The sequence below is a fragment of the Bradyrhizobium betae genome, from assembly GCF_008932115.1.
GTDB classification, from domain to species: Bacteria; Pseudomonadota; Alphaproteobacteria; order Rhizobiales; family Xanthobacteraceae; genus Bradyrhizobium; species Bradyrhizobium betae.
In genome coordinates, this window is record NZ_CP044543.1 from 1,759,137 (window position 1) to 1,778,123 (window position 18,987).

An 18,987-nucleotide genomic window follows, 5' to 3' on the forward strand; every position below is an offset into this window, starting at 1 on the left:
TGGGGCTGGTATGTCCCTGAATGCAAAGTTGCCACCTCCTGCGAAAATGCCACTCTGGCCGGAACTCGGGAAAAGCTTTGCGGACGAACTGCAGGACTATTCCCCAACAAGCGTGCTGGATGGCATTTCCGCATATGAGCATGAATTTGGCCGAGCCCGCCTCATAGAGCGTCTGGCAGACCTTTTGCACGTTAATCGAGCTCAACCGGGGCCGGCTCATAAGGAATTTTGTACCCTCCCATTCGATATCGTCTGCACCACCAACTTCGATTTCCTGCTCGAAAATCAATACGATCTGGAGCGCCAAGATAATCGAACTGCCCATCCGGTAGTGGATGAAGACCAATTGTCGATCAACATAGGCACTGCCGGCACTCTTCTTCTCAAATTGCACGGCGATGTGCGTCACCCAACGCGGCTTGTAGTCACTGAAGCCGACTACGACGGTTTCCTCACGAACTATCCGCTCATCGCTACATACTTAGCGAACCTGCTTATTACTAAGACCGCTGTCTTCATCGGCTACAGCCTGGACGACCCAGACTTCCGTCAAATTTGGCAATTGGTAGCCAGCCGTTTGGGTAAGACACGGCGTATGGCTTACGCAATCATGGTAGGCGCGCGCCCAGGTGACATCGCAAGGTTCGAGCGCCGCGGTGTAAAGGTCGTCAACCTTCCGGGGACTCGCGAGAAATACGGCGATGTACTAGCAGAGGCATTTGCCGACCTGCGGGAATACCGACGCGAGCACGCGGGACCAACGTTAAAGCCGACAGAAGAGAAGCCGCTAGAGCAGTTCTTGTTACCGCGGGATGCTATGAGCAGGCTATGTCTCTTTGCGACTCCCCTAGAAATCCTCCCGTATTATCGCGAGAACGTGTTTCCGCTTGCAGAGGCTGCGGGCTTCGTGCCGGTCACAGCGGCCGACGTGGTCAACCTCGGCGAAAGCACTAGCGCGAAAATCGATACGCTCATTGATCGCGCCACCGTGATGGTCGTGGATGCGACTTCGCCATATACCCAATTTGAACTCGGCCTTGCCATTTCGCGTTCCCAAGAAGTGTCGACCCGCCTTAATAGGCTGCCCTTGCGGGTGATACCGGTGGTAACGGAGTTTTCCCAGCTGCAGGGGGCCGGTCAGAGCATCTCGGCCATTAGACGTCCCCAAACGTTGTCGGATGAAAGCGAGTTTGTCTGGCAGATCGCTAAGGCGCTTGAGGCTATTGCGGAAGAAATGGGCTTCGCGCAGCGCTACGAGCCGCGACGGCTTTTCGAGACCAAGGAATATCGAGCTGCCGTCATTTCAGCTATGGCGCTTTTGGAATCAACGCTGCGCCAGCGCTTGAACAAACCACCGCTAGAGTCCGTTCGGCGCCCGCTGTCCATGCGCCAACTCCTGGATCTCGCCGTTAGTGAAGGTATGGCGATTGACTACCAGGATGTCTTAGTCTGGACGAAACTGAGGAATGATGTGGTTCATAGGGGGAAGCGCGTGTCCCGCCAGGAAGCCCAAGCAGTCCTCGAAGGCGTTGAGCGGATTATGGACGCAATCTGATCTCGGCGGCGCCACCGCGGACAACCGACGTGAAGATGAGCAACCAGCCCTTTGCAGACTTTTGGATCGGTACTCCGGCGTCCGTTACGGTTCATAATCGCCCTGATTTCATAAGCGTGGCGACGACGTTGATCACGCAAAAGCGCATTCAGAAGAAGCGGTCCGGATCACTCGGATAGTGCACTCGATTCACTTGCTCGAAGGCTCGGACACCACCCCGCGAATAGCGAGACCAACCGGGCAAACTTTACCTGCACCGCCAGGGGACATCGGCGATATTTTCACGCCAGTCAGGACAAGCCGAACCGGAAGCGCCGGGAAATCATCGGAAATGCTTTGGCATGCACGTTGCTTATCGGGAATCGTCTTGAGGACCGAACATGCAAGTCGGAAGCGGAACATCAATCCTCGGCTACCAGGCCGCCAAGGCCGCCTCATCCACCAGCGGCACGAAGACGCCGGCGGCGAACGATGGCGGGATCGCGCAAGCGAACGAGGACAGCGCATCGACGAAGAGCAGCGTGGAGGCGGACTTCCTGAAGTACGCCAAGATGTCTCCTTTCGACCGCATGCGGGCCGACATTTTGAAGAGCATGAATCTCACCGAGGACGATCTCGCCAAAATGTCTCCGGACCAGCGAAAAGCCGTCGAGGAGAAGATCAGAGACGCCATTGAAAAGCAGCTTGAAAAGCAGGGCCAGAAAGCCGGCAGTCTCGTCGATCTATCGGCGTAACGACCGGAGCCTGGTCACGGGATTGCCCGGCTTCCCCGGTGCTCGCCGCTGACGATTGGAAAATCGACGAACATTGGCACTCGGGCTGCCAATCCAGGATGTCTCCCCTCAAGCCAGCTTCCAGCGGGCGCCAGCACGACCTCTGCGGGAAAATCCGCAGCTTGACCTTCTTGAGACCGTCGTGCACCCCGGGTGCCCCGAGTCGAATGGCGCGTCGCCCCATTGACTCCGTGCGGGCAGAATACGGAAGGTTGCGGGCGCGATGCCCCCGTTCCATAGGGGAAGGCGCCGGTCCGCCGGCGCTTTCAGCATTGTGCGCCTACGACCGCCTCTCGCGACAGGAGACTTCCATGACCAGTGAAAAAGGCCCGAACATCAAGAAGAAGCAGAAGTGCAAGAATTGCGAAGGCAAGGGCTTGCTGAAGAAGGGCGACAAGGTGGTGAAGTGCCAGCGCTGCAAGGGCACGGGGGTGCGGTGATGTCGGGTTGATGGCCCGACCTAAATTTCCACCCGATACAGCCGCCACCGCTCCGGCACGCCCTTGAGCTGATGCATGCCGTGATCCCTCAGGCTGATCGCGGGCTGCGCCTTCAACAGATCCTTCACCGCGCTCGACACCAGCACTTCGCCGGCGCGCGCCTTGGCGGCGACGCGGGTGCCGATGTGGAAGGCGAGGCCGACCATCTCGCCGCCGCTCATCGTGTACGCGCCGGCATGCAGGCCCACCCTGATCTCGAGGCCGAGCGTGCGCATGGCCTTCTGGATCGCGGTGGCGCAGGCGATGCCGGCGGCGGGCGCCTTGAACGTCGCCAGCACGCCGTCGCCGGTGGTCACGACCTCCTTGCCGCGCGCGGTCTTCAGCTCCTTGCGGACGGCGGCGTAATAGTGGCCGATGATCTTGGTCCAGCGCGCATCGCCGAGCTTGGCGGCCTTTGCGGTGGAGCCGACGATGTCGACGATCAGGATGGTGGCGAGCGCCTGTTTGGGCTCGGGGCTACGCCCGGCCGACGGGCGCCGGTTCGCGATGGGTCCGGTCAGCGGCTCATAGCGATGGCTCCGCCGCCGCGCGATCGCGGCCTTGGTATAATCCTGGGCGCGCTGCGCGGTGCCGCAACGAATGGTCTTCTCCTGCGGCAGGCGCGACCAGTTGACCTTGCGGCCGTCGCCGGCGCCATGGACCTCGACGGCGCCCCATTTCAGGTGAACCACCGAGCCGACGCGCCGGACGCACCACGCCTTCGACGTGTACCCGGACACGTTCGACCAATGGATTCCGATGCGGAGAAATTTCGGCATGAACGCGCGGCCAGTCGACACAACCTTGGGGCACCCCGGCATCGAGCGTAGTGATCCACTCCGGCATTGGCAATACGATCCGCCGTCGAGGCCGATCACAGAACCGTCGCGAGCTCATAGATCAGGACGCCCGCCCCGAGACAGCGACGCCATGGGTTGACGCCGCGAAAGATTTCGTCGAGCGCCCAGACTAGGAGGCCGCCTCTGAACACGATGTCCAGAGCAGTGGCAACCGTGTCAGGCGAAGGCCAGACCCAGCGCAAGACACCCGCCACGATGACGACCCAAAGCACGAGATTGGGCGCCTGGGCGATGGTGATCTCGCCGGTTGTCCGGTTTCGAAAGAACCATTGCAGGACTTGGGGCATGATCGCAGTGGCCTCTCCGATGCTTCATATACCGCATTGATGTCAGCGCCGGGCGAATTGATCGCGGCCATGGTCGCGGCATCAGCGAGCCGCGCGGCCATCAAGCAAAAAGGCCCCGCAATCTGCGGAGCCCTTGATCTCGCGTTGTGTCGTCCGGGTTACTTCATGGTGCCGGCCTTGGTGCCGCCCTGGTCGCTGCCCGGGCCGGAACCACCCTGGCCGGATGCGTCGGGCTGCATGCCGCCCTTGGCCATGCCCTTCGTTCCGGTGTTCATGCCGGTCGTGCCCTTGTGCATCGAACCCTTCTCGGTGTTGTGCATGCCGGGCTTCTGCATGTTGTCGGACTGCGGCGCGGGACCGGTGTTCTGGGCGAAAGCAGAGCCGCACATCAGTGCGAGGGCGGCGGACGCGATGATGATCTTCTTCATGGGAAACTCCTGGTTCATGTGCGGGGGCAACGTCGCGTCGAGTCGCCTCGTTCCCAACGCGGCCATCTCGTCTTCGAAACATTCTCGTCGACCGCTTGAAACTTTGGGCGCCGCATGCCGTAGCCGGGCGCGTTCCATTCACATGACAGGAATTTAAGGTGGCGATCTGGAAATCCCGGCGCGCGCCGCACGTATCTTGGATGTCGGCGAGCGGACCTCCTCACGCGCGAAGCTGACCGGCGGTCCCACCGGACCAGATTGGTCGCGCCCACGTTGGGGCCGCCGCCGTTCATTTCAGATAGGAACCGGCGCAACGGCCGGAGATTGGTGAACGCCGGGTCCCACAAAACACCGGCACTCCGGCGGCTCCGGCTCTTAGCCCACCCCTGCGGAGTCCGGGGCCGCCTCAAGGAATCAGCATTCGATGGATGAGAGCCTGAGGGTCGTCTTCGCGATCGGTGCCACTGCCGCGGTCGCCGCAGGAGCGTTCTTCGCCATCCGCTTCTTCGCCGCGTTCACTTGAGGCGTGAAACCTTGCGGACATTTCCGCATCGACAAAAGTCCCGGCAACGAACCAAGCCCGGTCTCGCAGAGACCGGGCTCATTCGATGAACTCGGATTCGCGAGCGTCAGTCGAACTTGTACATGATCGCCGCGCGTACCGTGTGCGTATCGAGCGTGAACACTTCGGTGTTGAAGGTGGCCGGGCTCGAGCGGCCGGTCGTGGTTCCGAAATTGTCGTAGAGATATTCGCCGCGGACGATCCAGTTCGGCGTGACCTTGAAATCGATACCGCCGCCGATCGTGAAGCCGACGCGCGTCGCGCTGTTGCTGTAGCTGGGATAGACGACGCCGTTGGTAACCTGGGGCACGATGAAATTGAGGCTGTCGTGCGCGCCGGCAATCGCCGCACCACCGGCAATGAACGGGAGCCAGTTGCCGAACGAATAACCGAGGCGCGCCCGCGCGTGCGCCGTCCAGTCGATCTTGTTGCTGACCGACGAAAGATTAGTGTTGAGACCGTTGAAGGGCGTCCCGATCGTCCTCGAGCCGTTCACGTCCGCCCAGTTAGAGGCTTTGTCAGACCAAGCACCCGGTCATACCGCGAGCGACCAGCCCTCAGCCGTGATACGCGAACAGCTCGATCGGGTCGCTGAAGCCGCGTACCTCGTGTTTGCCGACATGCTCCAGCTCGAACTCGCGCTCCACCAGCTCGGCGAATGCGCGCGACAGCAGCACGGTTCGTCCCAACTGTTTGGTGAGGGATTCCAGGCGGGAGGCCAAGTTGACGGCGGGGCCGATCACGGTGAAGTCCAGCCGCGTGGATGATCCGATATTGCCGTACATGACGTCGCCGACATGGACGCCGATGCCGTAGTTGAGCGGCGCGCGGCCGGTCGCACTGTTGCGTTCGTTCAGGGCGACCATGGCCTGACGCGCCTCGGTCACGGCGCGCAGCAGATTGGCGCAGGCGGCGGGCTCATGAAGCGGGAAGATCGCGAGCAGGCCGTCGCCGATGAATTTCAGGATCTCGCCGCCGTGCTTCGCGATCGGCTCCGACATCGCGTCGAAATAGTCGTTGAGGAGATCGATGACGTCGTCGCGCGGCCAGTTGTCGGAGATCTTGGTGAAATCGCGCAAGTCGCAGATCATGATCGCAGCGCGCACCGTGGTGCCGGTGCCGCGCCGCGTGGCGCCGGCCAGGATCAGCTCGCTGGCATGGGAGCCGACATAGGTCTCCAGCAGCGTCCGCGCCAGGCGGTTCTTGATGCGGATCTCGCTGACCAGCGCCAGCACCGGCAGCAGCTTCTTCAGCGCGGCGATATGCGCGTCGTCGAAACCGCCGGGGCGGCTGGTCGCAAACGTGACGAGGTGCTGCTTGCCGAGGGTGTGGAAGAGCGGCCAAGCCACATAATCCGTCAGGCCCTTCGCGCGCATCTCGTCATAAAGCGCGTGCCTGCGGCCGAGCGACGGGTCGCGTTCGAGGTTCTCGCGCACCTCGGTCGCGCCGTCCTGGATTTCGTTGGCGGCACTGCCGATATACTCGGAGCGCTCCCTCACGTCGAAATCGACCCGCGAGATCTCCGCCTCGCGCATGCCGTCGGACCACATGAAGCGGGCGCCCAGCCATTGCGGGTGCTGGATCCGGACGTGAAGCGTCGACCGATGCAGCGGAATGCCGGCCTGCTGCAGCCGGATGCACATCTGGGCAAAGATGTTGTCGATGAAGCGCTCGTCGCGCGTGCCGTTGGTCAGCCAATCGACGACGCCGTCGGACAGCGTGGGGGCATTTTTGTCTGGCGCATTCATGACCGCAGATATCGTGCGCCGGCCGCGCGGCGTCAACCTGGCCAATTGCCCGGATTGTACGCAGCGACTGGTCGTCCTAGCCAACCAGACGGATCGATCCTAGCACGATCAGGCCTGAAACGAGCGTGAGCTTTGACGCCTCGGTCAGTTCGACCTTCAGCGTGTTTTCGTGCGAAATCGCAAAATCCTGAAGCCCGAGGCGGATGCGGCAATCGCCGCGCGCCGCGTAAACCAGATGCGTGCCGGCGGGAAGTGACCGCTCGCCGGGCTGCTGGATCGCGTCCAGCTCGACCTCCGCCGCACCGCGCCGGGCCATCAGGTTCACCACCTCGACCGGGCCAGCCTCGAGCGCGGTGACGATCTCCATCTCGCCGGTGAAGCGCACCGTCGTAAAGGGTTCACGCTCGTCGAAGTCCTGCGTGGGCGATTTCAGCACCAGCCCGCGCCCGCCGACGACCATCTGCAGGCGATCGATTCCCGGCATATGGGAGAACGGACCGGGCGCCACGATCGGCGTGGAGGCAAAACGCCAGAGCAGGCTGTCCCAATCCCTCGCCGGGCTCCCTTCACGATGGGCATCCGCGATATCGGTGAAAATGCCGCCGCCGTTCTTCCAGGGCGAGCGGGTGTAGTGTTCGGATGTGAGCAGCGTGGTTTTCATGGAATCAGGGATAGCATCCACACCCGTCAAAACGAAGCGTTCGTAGCCGGATTACATCCCGCTCAGGCCGCTATCGACCGCGAGTGTCTGCGCGGTGACGTAGACGCTTTCGTCCGAGAGGAAGAACAGCACCGCATAGGCGATCTCCCACGCGGTGGCCTGGCGGCCGAACGGGACGTGGCCCTTGCCGCGATTGGGGCGGCCGGCGCCGGCTTCGCGGCCGTTGGGGGTGTCGACCAGACCCGGATAGACCAAGTTGGCGCGAATGCCGCGGCGTGATCCGAGATGGGCGATGTTGCGCATCAGGCCGCCGAGCGCGGCCTTGGAGGAATCATACACGGCCATCTGGGAGCCGGCTTTCAGCGCGGCGATCGAGGATATGAAGACGATGGCGCCGCCATCGTCGAATCTCGGCATCGCGGCGCGGCAGCACAGCATGGGCCCGCGGACGTTGACGTCGTAGATCCGGTTCCACTCCTCGGGGCTGACCGCATCGAGGCCGACTTTGCCGAAGGTGCCGATGTTCAGCACCATGCCGTCGAGGCCGCCCATGGCGCGATGGGATTCCTCGATCATGCGGACGACGTCGGCCTCCGATGTCACGTCGGCCGCAATCGCAAACCCCTCGCCGCCTTCGTCGGTGATGTGCTTGACGGTCTGCTGGGCCGAGGTGCGGTTGAGATCGGCGACCGCAACCTTCGCGCCCTCGCGTGCGCAAAGGATGCTCATGGCGCGGCCGTTGCCGATCGGATCGGTGGCGGCGTCGAACACGCGCTGGCCGCCGCCGACGATCAGGATGCGGCGCCCCTTCAGGCGCCCGCGGCCCGGCGCTTCGCCCAGCGACTCCGCGCTCGGCGGACGGACGTAACGCTCCGGCTTGCTCTCGGTATCCGTCATCTCAGCCGCCCTGCTTCTTGCCGCCGTCATAAACCTTCATGCCGGCGGCGGGATCGAGATCGGTCTCGGTCGCTTCGGTGAGCCGCGCCATCATCATGTAAAAACCGACGGTGACGATGGATTCGACGATCTCCTGGTCGCTGAAATGTTTTCGCGCAGCAGTAAAGATCGCCTCTGGCACCCGGACGTTCTGCACGACTTCGCGGCCGAACTTGAGCAGCGCGCGCTCGGCCTCGCTCAGTGCGGCGGCATCGTAGTCAGCGCGCTCCACCGCATCGATCTGTCCCTGCGTGCAGCCGACGCCGAGCGCGATCGGCACGTGCTGACGCCATTCATAGGCGCCGCCTTCGAGCTGCGCAGCCTGGAGGATCAGGAGCTCGCGGTTGACGGCCGAGAGCTTCTGCTTGTGCAGGATGGAATTGCCGAGCCGCATCGCCGGGATCATGTTGGCCTCGGCGTGGGCCATCATGCGAAAGATGTTGAGCTTGACCGGCATGCGGTCGAACGAGGCGCGGATGTCGCCGCTCGTCGTCTCCGGATCAATCAGGGGCAGCCTTGCCACGCGTTTCTCCCTTGGGTTTTCGTTTCTTGTTGGCGTCGTCGTTGCCCGCCGCGATCAGCGACAGGAAGAAGGCGAGGTAGCGGTCGATCGCCTCGATCACCTTCGCCCGCGGCGAGGGCGCGGCGCCCATCACGTAATGTTCGAGGCGGATATAGATCAGGCCGGCGGCGAACAGCCGCGCGGTCTCGCGCGGGTCGGGCGTCGAGACGAGGCCGGCGAGCGCAAAGCCGCGGAAATAGTCCGTCATCATGCTCTGCTCGCGCGCATAGAAATGATCGGCGAACTTGGCGCGGATGCCGGGCACGCGGTTACGCTCGGCCGTGATCACCTTCTGGAACTGGTGCTCGCGCGGATCGGACCATTGCTCGACGAGGTCCAATGCAAACTGCCGGCAGAACGCGGCGGGCTGGCGCGCGAGCTGCTTGTAGCGCACTTCTTCCAGCCGGCTCGCCGAGCTGGCGGGACCGTGCTCGGCAACGATCGCTTCGAGGATCGCGGCCTTGCCGGAGAAATGATTGTAAAGGCTGCTCTCGCGGATGCCGACGCGGCGCGCCAGCTCGCGCATCGAGGCACCGCCATAGCCGCTCTGCGCGAACAGATCGAGCGCTTCGCTCAGGATGCGCTCGCGCGTGGTGGGCGCAGCCGCTTCCGCCGTGCTGGAGGTGTGGACAGCCATGACGGCTTGACTAACGAACGATCGTTCGCTAGTCAACCGTACGAACGATCGTTCGTTTGCCAGTGTGGCGGCAACGGTTGCGGCCCGCAAGGGCGAGGTTCTCGCGTTTCAACTCCGCTCGTTCGAGAGGCGGAGAGCAATTTTGGGAGACGACGTCATGGCGCGCCTTGCCCGCCTTCGCGTAGCTGCGGCCTGCATCCTGTTGCCGCTGCTCGCAGCGACCACCGCTCAAGCCCAAAGCAAGTACGATCCCGGCGCCGACGACAGGACCATCAAGATCGGCACCACCGCGCCGCTGAGCGGGCCGGTCTCGGCCTTCGCGCAGATCGCGAAATCCGCGGAAGCCTATTTCCGCAAGGTGAACGACGACGGCGGCGTCAACGGCCGGCGCATCCAGATGATCATTGCCGACGACGCCTACAGCCCGCCGAAGACGGTGGAGCAGACGCGGCGGCTGGTCGAGAGCGAGGAAGTGCTGCTGATATTCGGCGGCGTCGGCACCCCGACCAACAGCGCCGTGCACAAATATCTCAACGACCGCAAGGTGCCGCAGCTATTCCTCGGCTCGGGGGCGGCGAAGTGGGACGACCCGAAGAATTTTCCGTGGACCGTCGGCTGGCAGCCGACCTATCGCGACGAGGCGATCGCCTACGCCAAGTACATCAAGGCGAGCCACGCCAAGGCGAAGATCGGCGTGCTCTACCAGAACGACGATCTCGGCAAGGACTATCTGAAGGCGCTGGAGGAAGGACTCGGCAGCGGCGAGGCGATCGTGGCGCGCGCGGCCTACGAGACCTCGGCGCCGACCGTCGACACCCAGATCCTGCAACTGAAGACCGCAGGCGCCGATGTAGTGCTGGTGGCGGCGACGCCGAAATTCGCGGCGCAGGCGATACGCAAGATCGGCGAGATCGGCTGGAAGCCCGTCACCATCATCTCCAACGTCTCGGCCTCGATCAGCGGTGTGCTGGAGCCGGCCGGCAAGGACAATTCCACCGGCGTCATCTCCAGCCAGTACCTGAAGGACGCGACCGACCCGGCCTCGAAGGATGATGCCGGATACAAGGAATGGCTGGCGTTCATGGACAAGTACATGCCGGACGCCAACAAGAACGACTGGCTGAACGTCTATGGCTACACCATCGCCCAGACGCTGGTCACGGTGCTGAAAGCCTCCGGCAACGACCTCACCCGCGCCAATGTGATCAGGCAGGCCACGACGCTCAAGGACGTCAAGCTGCCGATGCTGATCAACGGCACCGCGGTGAACAACTCGCCCGAGCACTATACGCCGATGACGAGCCTCCAGCTGATCCGTTTCGACGGCACGCGCTGGGTGCCGTTCGGCGATCTCCTGAAGAACTGAGCCGATGCGGCAGGTCAAGATCGGCAGCATGCGGGTCGATCTCGTCAGCGAGATCCCCTCGCTTGCGTTCGACAAGAGCTGGCTGTTCGCCAACGTCACAGACAAAGTGATCGCGGAGAACCGGAGCTGGCTGGATCACCGCTATATCGAGCCGGAGACCGGCCGCTTCATTCTCAGCCACCACTCCTATCTCGTGCGCACGCCGCGCTGGACCGCCATCGTCGACACCTGCTGCGGCAACCATAAGCAGCGGCCGCGCGTGCCGGCGTGGAATGACCTCAACCAGCCTTATCTCGAGAACATGCAGGCCCTCGGCGTTGCGCCCGAACAGGTCGACTTCGTGATGTGCACGCATCTGCACGTCGACCACGTCGGCTGGAACACGCGGCTCCTCGACGGACGCTGGGTGCCGACCTTCCCGAACGCGCGCTATCTGATGGGGCGCGAGGAGTACCGGCATTTCGAAGCCGCGCACAATGCCGGACCGAAGAGCCCGGTGAACCATGGCTCGTTCGAGGACTCGGTGCTGCCGGTGGTCGCGGCTGGCCTCGCCGAGCTGGTCGAAACCGACCATCGCCTGTTCGACGATCGCGACGCGGCCCTGCGCTTCGCGCCGGCGCCGGGCCACACCGCCGGCAACATGCAGATCCATCTCAACGGCGGCCATGACCACGCGGTGATGTCCGGCGACGTCATCCACCACCCGATTCAGTGCGCCGCACCCTGGCTCTCCAATGCCGCCGACGTCGATCCGGCCGCGGCGGTCGCGACCCGGATGGCGCTGCTGGAAGAGATTGCCGACACGCCGAGCTATCTGCTCACCGGCCACTTTCCGGCGCCGACCGCAGGCCGCGTAGTCAGGCACGGCGAGGCCTACCGATTTCGTTTCGAGGACTAGGGAATGCCATCATGATGCTGCGCACGGCCACGCTTTCGTTTCTCGCACTGCTGTCCGCGACCTTGCCGTCGCACGCCGAGGATCCCGCCGCCTATCCCACGCATAAAATCCGCATGCTGCTGCCCTATGCGGCCGGCGGCGGCGGCGACGTTGTCGGCCGGCTGCTGGCGGACAAGATGGGCAAGACGCTCGGACAGAGCATCTATATCGAGAACCACACGGGAGCTGCCGGCACGCTCGGCACGCAGATGGTCGCGACGTCGCCGAACGACGGCTACACCATCACCGTCGGCGGCATGACCACGCATGTGCTGGCCCCCGCGATCTATCCGAAGCTGCCCTACGATTCGATCAAGGATTTCACGACGATCGGGCGCGTCGGCGTCTCCGCGATCATGCTGGTGGCAACCAAGGATTTCGCCGCCAATGACATCAAGGAACTGATTGCGCTCGCCAAGAAGGGCCAACCGATCCAGTACGGCAGCTGGGGCATCGGCTCGACCGGGCAATTCTGCGCGGAGATCCTGATGCAGCAGACCGGCATCAAGATGGAGCACGTGCCGTTCAACGGCATCGCAAAACTCGCCGGCGACCTGCTCGGCGGCCACATCTCGCTGGCGACGCTCGACGTGGCGACCGCGACGCCGCTGGTGAAGGACGGCTCGATCAAGGCGCTGGCCGCCTGCGGCGAGCGCTCGCCGAGCCTGCCGGATGTCGCCAGCTACAAGGAACAGGGCGTGCCGTTCGACCGCAGCCTGTCCTGGGCGATGTATGCGCCGGCCGGTCTGGCGCCGCCGATCACGCAGAAATTGCAGGCGGCGCTGAAGGACGCGCTCGGCGACGCCGTGGTGAAAGACAAGCTGCTGGCGCTCGGCATCACGCCGCAATTCGTGCCGGGTGACGAGCAGCGCGACATCAACGCACGCGACATCGCGGCCTGGAAGCAGGTCGCCAAGGATGCGGGCATCGAGGTCAAGTGAACAGGAACCTAGCGAGAAGCTTGCGTGCGGCCATCCTTCGAGACGCCCGCCTATGGCGGGCCCTCAGGATGAGGTCCACGTTTTGCGGCGAGCTATCAGAGCCTCTGAAGTGATAGAGTGAGAATGGGAGCGCAGGCATGAGCCGCATCTTCGGCGCGGTGCGCCAGAACGGATATGTGGTGCGGGACATCCAGGCCGCGATGAAGCACTGGATCGAAACCATGGGCGTCGGCCCGTGGTACTACATGGACCGCGTCAAGACCGACTGGTTCCGCCATCGCGGCCAGGACTCCGCCGTCGAGATGAGCATCGCGCTGGCGAACTCCGGCGACCTGCAGATCGAACTGATCCAGCAGCGCAACGACGCGCCCTCGCAGTACAAGGAGTTTCTGGACGCCGGCCACGAAGGCCTGCAGCACATGTCCTACTGGAGCCACGACTACCAGGCGCTCTACGACAAGGCGCTCGGGCTCGGCTACAGGATCGGCCATGAGGGTCAGATCGGCGGCGACAAGGGGCGCTTTGCCTATTTCGACACGCAGACGCATCCAGGAACCGTCATCGAGATCTCCGACATCAGCGGCACCAAAGGCCCGTTCTTCGAAAAAGTCAGGCAGGCGGCCTTGAGCTGGGACGGCACGCGGCCAATCCGCGAGGTCGTCGCGAAATCGTAGCAGCTTGCTGCCGGCAGGAAGCGCCGGATGACACCAAATAGAAATTGTATTGCGGCCCCGGTCGGATATTCTCGCCGACATTGCAAATCCCGGCTTGGGGGCCGTGATGAAATTCTTTTGTCTCTTTACTCTCGGCGCTGTTCTCAGCACCTTGGCGCTCGCCTTCCATCCGACTGCGGCACTTGCCGACCAGCGCATGGCGCTGGTGATGGGCAATTCCGCCTATCAGCGTGCGCCCAAGCTGGCCAACGCCACCAACGATGCCAACCTTCTGGTCGAGACTTTCAAGAAGGCCGGCTTCACGGTCGTCGATGCGCGCAATGACCTGTCGGCGCAAGACATGCGGCGGACCCTGCGCGATTTCGGCGCCAAGGCCCGCAGCGCCGACATCGCGGTGGTCTATTACGCCGGCCACGGCATCGAGATCGACGGCAACAATTACATCGTGCCGGTCGACGCGCAGCTCGAGAACGACACCGACGTCTATGACGAGACCATCGGGCTCGACCGCATTCTCGTCGCCATCGAGCCGGCGAAGCGGCTGCGCCTCGTCATTCTCGATGCCTGCCGCGACAATCCATTCGCCAAGAACATGAAGCGCACGATGGCCTCGCGCGCGGTCGCGCGCGGCCTTGCCAAGGTCGAGCCGTCGAGCCCGAACACGCTGGTGGCCTTCGCCGCCAAGGCCGGCCTCACCGCCCTCGACGGCGACGGCAAGAACAGTCCGTTCGCGACCGCATTGGCGCATCACCTCGCAACGCCCGGCCTCGATCTGCGCAAGGCGTTCGGCTATGTTCGCGACGAGGTGCTGCAGGCCACGACCAACAGGCAGGAACCGTTCATCTACGGCTCGCTCGGCGGCGACGACGTCGTGCTGGCACCGGCAGCGGCCCTCGTTGCCCCGCCGCCAGCGCCCGTCGCATCCACCGACACCAGCGCCTCGCGCGACTACGAGTTCTCCGAGCGCGTCGGCACGGTGGAGGCCTGGGACCTCTATATCGCCGCGCATCCGAGCGGGTTCTACACCGATCTTGCCAAGGTTCAGCGCAACAAGCTCGCGGCGGCGGCTCGCCTCGCGACGGCGCCTGCCACGGTCGCGATCGAGCCGAAGAAGGTTCAGATCGCCCCCGCCCTGCCACCGCCGCCGGAGGCAGCAAAGCCCGTCGTTGCGCCGAAGCTCGCGGCTGCACCGGCCACCGTCACGCCGCTCACACTCGCTACCCCGTCCGCGACCGAGGCGAAGAGCGTCGCCGCCGTGCCGGCATCGACCTGTACCACGCGGATCGCGCGGCGCGGCAACGATGCCGTCGGCGGCCCCTTCATTCCGGTCTCGATCAAGCCGAATGTCGACGGTGCCAGCGTCCGCACCATCGCCGTCGCTCCCAACGGACGGGAGATCGCCACCGCCGGCGACGACGGCGTGATCCGGCTCTGGGACGCATCCTCGTTGCGGCAGACGCGCGTGCTGAAGGGACATGCCGGCGCGGTCTACGCGCTCGATTATTGGGCCGACGGCTCGCTGCTCGCCTCCGCCGGATGGGACGGCAAGGTCAAGGTGTGGGATCTCAGGAGCGACGGCCAGAGCCTGACCTTCGACGCCGGCGCCAAACAATTCGCAGTCGCCTTCGCACCGGAGCCGTCGCTCAAATACATGGCGTCGGCCGGCGAGGACGGTGTCGTCCGGATCTGGAACCTGCAGACCCGCGAGCTTGCCAAAAGCAGGCTCGATCACCAGAGCCCCGATCCCGCACGCGCGGCGGTGCGCTCCCTGAGCTACGCGCCCTCCGGCTCGGGCGAGTTCGTCTCGGCGGGTTACGACGGCAGGATCAGGTTCTATCGCACCAGCGGCACGATCGACGCCAAGGACGCCTACGGCCGCAAGGCGCTGCGGGTCGCTTATTCACCGGACGGAACGCGCGTGGTCACGGCCGGCTCGGATGCGGAGCTTGGCGCAGCCAAGGTGTGGGACGTTCGAACCGGCGCGTCGCGGCTTCTGGCAGGGCATCGCGACTATGTCGTGTCGGCGAGCTGGTCCGCGGACAGCAAGCGCATCGTCACGGGCGGCGGCGGCCGCGACAAGTCGGTCTATCTGTGGGATGCCGACAGCGGCCGATTGCTGGCGAGCTTCTCCGGCCACCAGGAAGACGTCGAAGCGGTCGCGTTCTTTCCAGGTGGAACGCGGCTGATCTCCGCGAGCGAGGACAAGACCATCAAGGTCTGGGACATCGGCGAACGGCGCCTGCTGCTCACCGCGATCGGCTTCGGCGACGACGGTTTCGTCAGCTACACGCCCGAGGGCTGCTACGCCGGTTCGAGCGGCGTCGAAAGCCGGCTCAGCATCTCGAGCGGCAGCCGCTTTGAGCCGATGTCGCTCGAGGCCCGCAAGGCGATGCAGGAACCGGCGGGATTCACGTCCCTGCTGGCGCGGTAGTCGGAGCCCAGCCGCGCGCTACCAGAAGCTCCGCTGCATCGGCTGCGCCGGCTGGTAGTATTGATACTGGCCGCCGCGTTGGCGTCGCGGGTTGACCGGCTGCGGGTTCGGGTCGCGCTGCTGGAAGAAGAAGCCGAAACCGTTGCCGCCATTGCCCCAGCCGTCGTCGCTCGCCATTTCCATCGGCGGCGGCGCGGTCGGCTTGCGGGTGATGAAGCCGCCCTGCGGATGGTTGCTCAGCACCGCCACGAACTCGGTGCGGTAGTTGGTTTCGGCGCTCAGCGGCTCGTCCGAAATGACGATCGACGAGCGCGGCAACGCGGTCGGGCCGATGCGATCCCAGACGTCCTGCGGGATGGTGATGCGATCGAGCGCGTCCTTGGCGTCGTCGCCGCTCTCGATCGTGACCACGCTCCAGCGCAGTCCGGTATCGTTCTTCGCCATCGCGGTGAAGATATGCGTGCCGAGCGGCTGGTCGGGATTGCGGATGGTGACGGGAACCTCGATGCTGGTGTCGAACACCTCACCGCCGCCATCCGGCGCCGGCTTGTGCGTGTTCCGCCGCACGTAGAGCTTCTGCGTCGCGCGGCTGATGTAGACCGAGACCGGCTCGAGCGCGAGCTTGGCGTCGGTCGCAGCGGTCACCGCCTCGGTCTTTTTGGTCGCCGCGACCTTGGCGGCTTCCTTCGTGGCGGCAACGGCATCGCGCTTCGGCTGCGCGGCAGCCTTGGCGGCATCGAGCGCCGATGCAGCGTCGGCCGCCTTGGTCGCGGCCTTCTGCTTCAGCTCCTCGGCCTGCGCACGCGCCTGATCGGTCTTGGCGGCGGCGATCTTCTTGTCGGCGAAGGCGAGCTCGGCATCGGCCTTGGCCTTCTGCTGCTCCAGCTTGCGCAGGGATGCAGGAAGCGACGCCGCCTCCTTCGCGGCCGCAGCCGCAGCCTTCTTGGCCTCGGCGGCAGCCTGGGTCGCCTCCTCGGCTTCCGCGGAGAGCTTGTCGGCCCGGCCCGGCACGGCCGCGATGGCCTCGCGCTTCGGCACGAACAGCGAGGGGTGGGTGAAATCGATCGGGGCCGCGTCGTTCGGCGAGATGATCACGCGCATCCCGATGTTGGTCTTGTCGAACAGGCCCTCGGCGAAGTTGAAGGGCATGCGCACGCAGCCGTGCGAGGCGGCATAGCCGGGCAGCGGCCCACCATGCAGCGCGATGCCATTCCAGGTGATGCGCTGCATGTTTGGCATCCAGGCATCGTCATACATGGTCGAGCGGTGGTCCTTGTCCTTCTCGACGATGGCGAAGACGCCGGCTGGCGTCTCGCGCCCCGTGGTGCCGGTCGACACCGGGGCTCGCAGGATCCAGCCGTCGGCGTCGTAGAAAGTGACCTGCTGGCTCTTGATCGAGACGATCGCCATGATCGGCTCGCCGGCTTCGCGCGGCGCGACCGCCTCGGCCGGCTGGCGCGCCTGCTTGGCCGCCTCGGCGCTGCCGGTCAGCGCCGTCAGGGCGGCGACCGTCATGAGCGCCACGAGTCCGGGAGGCCGCCAACGCCGCATCGCCGGGGTGGATTGCGCCGTCGTCATCAGGTCTTTCATGCCATACCCCGGTCCGATACCAGTCCGCGCCAATCTCGATCAGATTGCGATCTTTGGATTAAGAAATCGCAGCCACCTTGCGTTCCGTATCCGGCAATATTCGGACCTGGCAGGCGGCAAATCTCTCATATACGAGGGCTCGCACAGGCGGAAGGTGGCTGGGAGCCGGGGCTGGCCCGAGGCTGGTCACGAATCGCTGCGGCACAATGTCCGCTGCGACAATCAATGGCGTGCCAAGCCCGCCCCTTGGGCACGCGATGTGACTATCATCACAGAGAGTTGTGAGACGGTTCCTGAACGGCTTAAGACGCGACGCCGACCGCCTTGCTGTCGACCGCCGCCTGAATTTCCGCATCGCTCAAGCCCGCCTCGCGCAGCACCTCGCGCGAGTGCTCGCCGAGGCGCGGCGCCATGCGATGGAGGCCGGCCGGGCTTTCCGAGAATTTCGTCGCGGGACGCGCCTGCCTGATCCGGCCTTCGGTGGGATGATCGATATCGGCGAACAGGCCGACGGCGGCCAGATGCGGCTGCTCACCGATCTCGGTGAGCTTGGCGAATGCGGTGTGCGGCACGTCCAGCCGCAGCAGCAATTCCTCCCATTCCGCGGTGGTGCGGGTCGGTCCGATCTCGCTCATGCGGTCGTAGATCTTGTCGATGTTCTGCGAGCGCAGCACGGGATCGCGCACGCCGAGCTCGTCGCTCAATTCGGGGCGGCCGACGGCCTCGAAGAAGGCGCACCAATTGTCCCCGGAATACGGCAGCATCGTCAGCCAGCCGTCTTTCGTCCGAACCGGGCGCCGGTTCTTCATCCGCTTGTAGCCGGTCGGGCCGATCGGCGGATCGAACGCGTGCCCGCCCAGCATCTCGATGCTGTTGAAGCCGGCGATGGTTTCCAGCATCGGCACTTCCACCATCTGGCCCTGCCCGGTGCGCTCGCGCCGGAACAAGGCCGCGGAGACCGCGCCGACCATCGCCATCGCACAGATCTTGTCGCCGATCAGGCTCGGAACGAAGGCCGGTTCCTCGTCCGATCCGATCGACGACGCGAGCCCCGAGGCGGCCTGGATGATCTCGTCGAAGGCGGGACGCGCGGCCCACGGGCCGTCCTGGCCGAAGCCGGTCGCCGCAGCGTAGATCAGCCGCGGATTGAGCTTTGCGCAGGCCTCATAACCGAAGCCGAGGCGCGCCATCGCCGCCGGCCGCACATTGGTGACGAGGGCATCGACCGTCGGAATCAGCCTGGCCAGCACCGCCTTGCCGTCCGGATGCTTCAAATCGAGCGCGAGGCTGCGCTTGTTGCGGTTGACCGCCATGAACTGCCCGCTCATGCCGCGGTTCCGGAACACGCCGGTGTAGCGCCAGGTGTCGCCGGCGGGCGGCTCGACCTTGATGATTTCGGCGCCCCAATCGCCGAGCATTTGCGCGGCATAGGGACCGAACAGCACGCTCGTCAGATCGAGCACGCGGATGCCGCTGAGGGGACCGGTCGGTGTCGTCATGTCTTCACTCTGGCTGGAGCAAGCGATGCGGGCAATTGCAGGCGGACAAGACAAGCGGGCA

Annotated in this window: 19 protein-coding genes; 8 read left to right on the forward strand and 11 right to left on the reverse strand. The window is 64.5% G+C overall.

Translation table 11 applies throughout. The features are described 5' to 3' along the window. Window positions 1-10 precede the first annotated feature (10 nt). The 3 genes from F8237_RS08425 to F8237_RS37205 all read left to right on the forward strand — a co-directional run bounded on the left by F8237_RS08425 (window position 11) and on the right by F8237_RS37205 (window position 2,768). Window positions 11-1,555 (forward strand): SIR2 family NAD-dependent protein deacylase, encoded by a 1,545-nt coding sequence (locus F8237_RS08425; RefSeq protein WP_244626100.1) that lies wholly within the window; start codon window positions 11-13, stop codon window positions 1,553-1,555. 380 nt (window positions 1,556-1,935) lie between these two features. Next, a complete protein-coding gene (locus tag F8237_RS08430) occupies window positions 1,936-2,289 on the forward strand; it encodes a hypothetical protein (protein WP_151643656.1) in 354 nt (117 codons plus the stop codon). 350 nt (window positions 2,290-2,639) lie between these two features. Further along, on the forward strand, window positions 2,640-2,768 hold the full coding sequence (locus F8237_RS37205) for a hypothetical protein (RefSeq protein WP_007600646.1): 129 nt from the start codon (window positions 2,640-2,642) through the stop codon (window positions 2,766-2,768). A 20-nt stretch (window positions 2,769-2,788) separates the two neighbouring features. Here F8237_RS37205 and F8237_RS08435 read toward each other — a convergent pair whose 3' ends face one another. The 9 genes from F8237_RS08435 to F8237_RS08475 all read right to left on the reverse strand — a co-directional run bounded on the left by F8237_RS08435 (window position 2,789) and on the right by F8237_RS08475 (window position 9,488). Next, entirely contained in the window at window positions 2,789-3,586 is a 798-nt protein-coding gene (locus F8237_RS08435) for an adenylate/guanylate cyclase domain-containing protein (protein ID WP_151643658.1), read from the reverse strand. A 95-nt stretch (window positions 3,587-3,681) separates the two neighbouring features. Then, window positions 3,682-3,954: a hypothetical protein gene (locus F8237_RS08440; RefSeq protein ID WP_151643660.1), complete on the reverse strand. Its 273-nt coding sequence runs from the start codon at window positions 3,952-3,954 to the stop codon at window positions 3,682-3,684. Between the two features lie 158 nt (window positions 3,955-4,112). Then, on the reverse strand, window positions 4,113-4,382 hold the full coding sequence (locus tag F8237_RS08445) for a hypothetical protein (RefSeq protein ID WP_151643661.1): 270 nt from the start codon (window positions 4,380-4,382) through the stop codon (window positions 4,113-4,115). Between the two features lie 629 nt (window positions 4,383-5,011). Beyond that, window positions 5,012-5,440, reverse strand: coding sequence for an outer membrane protein (locus F8237_RS08450; RefSeq protein ID WP_151643663.1), 429 nt, complete (start codon window positions 5,438-5,440; stop codon window positions 5,012-5,014). Window positions 5,441-5,501: 61 nt separating this feature from the next. Beyond that, window positions 5,502-6,692, reverse strand: a complete 1,191-nt coding sequence (locus F8237_RS08455; RefSeq protein ID WP_151643665.1) for an adenylate/guanylate cyclase domain-containing protein — start codon at window positions 6,690-6,692, stop codon at window positions 5,502-5,504. 76 nt (window positions 6,693-6,768) lie between these two features. Beyond that, window positions 6,769-7,353 (reverse strand): HutD/Ves family protein, encoded by a 585-nt coding sequence (locus F8237_RS08460; RefSeq protein ID WP_151643668.1) that lies wholly within the window; start codon window positions 7,351-7,353, stop codon window positions 6,769-6,771. Between the two features lie 51 nt (window positions 7,354-7,404). Then, window positions 7,405-8,250 carry an SDR family NAD(P)-dependent oxidoreductase gene (locus F8237_RS08465; RefSeq protein ID WP_162005943.1) on the reverse strand — a complete coding sequence of 282 codons (846 nt, stop codon included), beginning with the start codon at window positions 8,248-8,250 and terminating at the stop codon, window positions 7,405-7,407. 1 nt (window position 8,251) lies between these two features. Next, window positions 8,252-8,812 (reverse strand): carboxymuconolactone decarboxylase family protein, encoded by a 561-nt coding sequence (locus F8237_RS08470; RefSeq protein ID WP_151643672.1) that lies wholly within the window; start codon window positions 8,810-8,812, stop codon window positions 8,252-8,254. Continuing rightward, on the reverse strand, window positions 8,790-9,488 hold the full coding sequence (locus F8237_RS08475) for a TetR/AcrR family transcriptional regulator (RefSeq protein WP_151643674.1): 699 nt from the start codon (window positions 9,486-9,488) through the stop codon (window positions 8,790-8,792). The genes F8237_RS08470 and F8237_RS08475 overlap by 23 nt, the downstream gene beginning before the upstream one ends. A 157-nt stretch (window positions 9,489-9,645) precedes the next feature. Here F8237_RS08475 and F8237_RS08480 point away from each other — a divergent pair, with 157 nt between their 5' ends. The 5 genes from F8237_RS08480 to F8237_RS08500 all read left to right on the forward strand — a co-directional run bounded on the left by F8237_RS08480 (window position 9,646) and on the right by F8237_RS08500 (window position 15,837). After that, complete coding sequence (locus F8237_RS08480; RefSeq protein ID WP_151643676.1) at window positions 9,646-10,854, forward strand: ABC transporter substrate-binding protein; 1,209 nt, start codon at window positions 9,646-9,648, stop codon at window positions 10,852-10,854. A gap of 4 nt (window positions 10,855-10,858) precedes the next feature. After that, entirely contained in the window at window positions 10,859-11,752 is an 894-nt protein-coding gene (locus tag F8237_RS08485; RefSeq protein WP_151643678.1) for an MBL fold metallo-hydrolase, read from the forward strand. Between the two features lie 11 nt (window positions 11,753-11,763). Next, window positions 11,764-12,732 carry a Bug family tripartite tricarboxylate transporter substrate binding protein gene (locus F8237_RS08490; protein WP_162005944.1) on the forward strand — a complete coding sequence of 323 codons (969 nt, stop codon included), beginning with the start codon at window positions 11,764-11,766 and terminating at the stop codon, window positions 12,730-12,732. A 137-nt stretch (window positions 12,733-12,869) separates the two neighbouring features. Beyond that, window positions 12,870-13,406, forward strand: a complete 537-nt coding sequence (locus F8237_RS08495) for a VOC family protein (protein ID WP_151643680.1) — start codon at window positions 12,870-12,872, stop codon at window positions 13,404-13,406. Between the two features lie 106 nt (window positions 13,407-13,512). Then, window positions 13,513-15,837, forward strand: a complete 2,325-nt coding sequence (locus tag F8237_RS08500; RefSeq protein ID WP_151643682.1) for a caspase family protein — start codon at window positions 13,513-13,515, stop codon at window positions 15,835-15,837. Between the two features lie 18 nt (window positions 15,838-15,855). On the opposite strand, the gene F8237_RS08505 is transcribed toward F8237_RS08500, so the two are convergent. After that, the gene (locus F8237_RS08505) at window positions 15,856-17,427 is read right to left on the reverse strand and encodes a L,D-transpeptidase (protein ID WP_151643684.1); all 1,572 of its coding nucleotides are present in this window, start codon (window positions 17,425-17,427) and stop codon (window positions 15,856-15,858) included. Between the two features lie 302 nt (window positions 17,428-17,729). Next, entirely contained in the window at window positions 17,730-18,926 is a 1,197-nt protein-coding gene (locus tag F8237_RS08510) for a CaiB/BaiF CoA transferase family protein (RefSeq protein WP_151643686.1), read from the reverse strand. Between the last annotated feature and the right edge of the window lie 61 nt (window positions 18,927-18,987).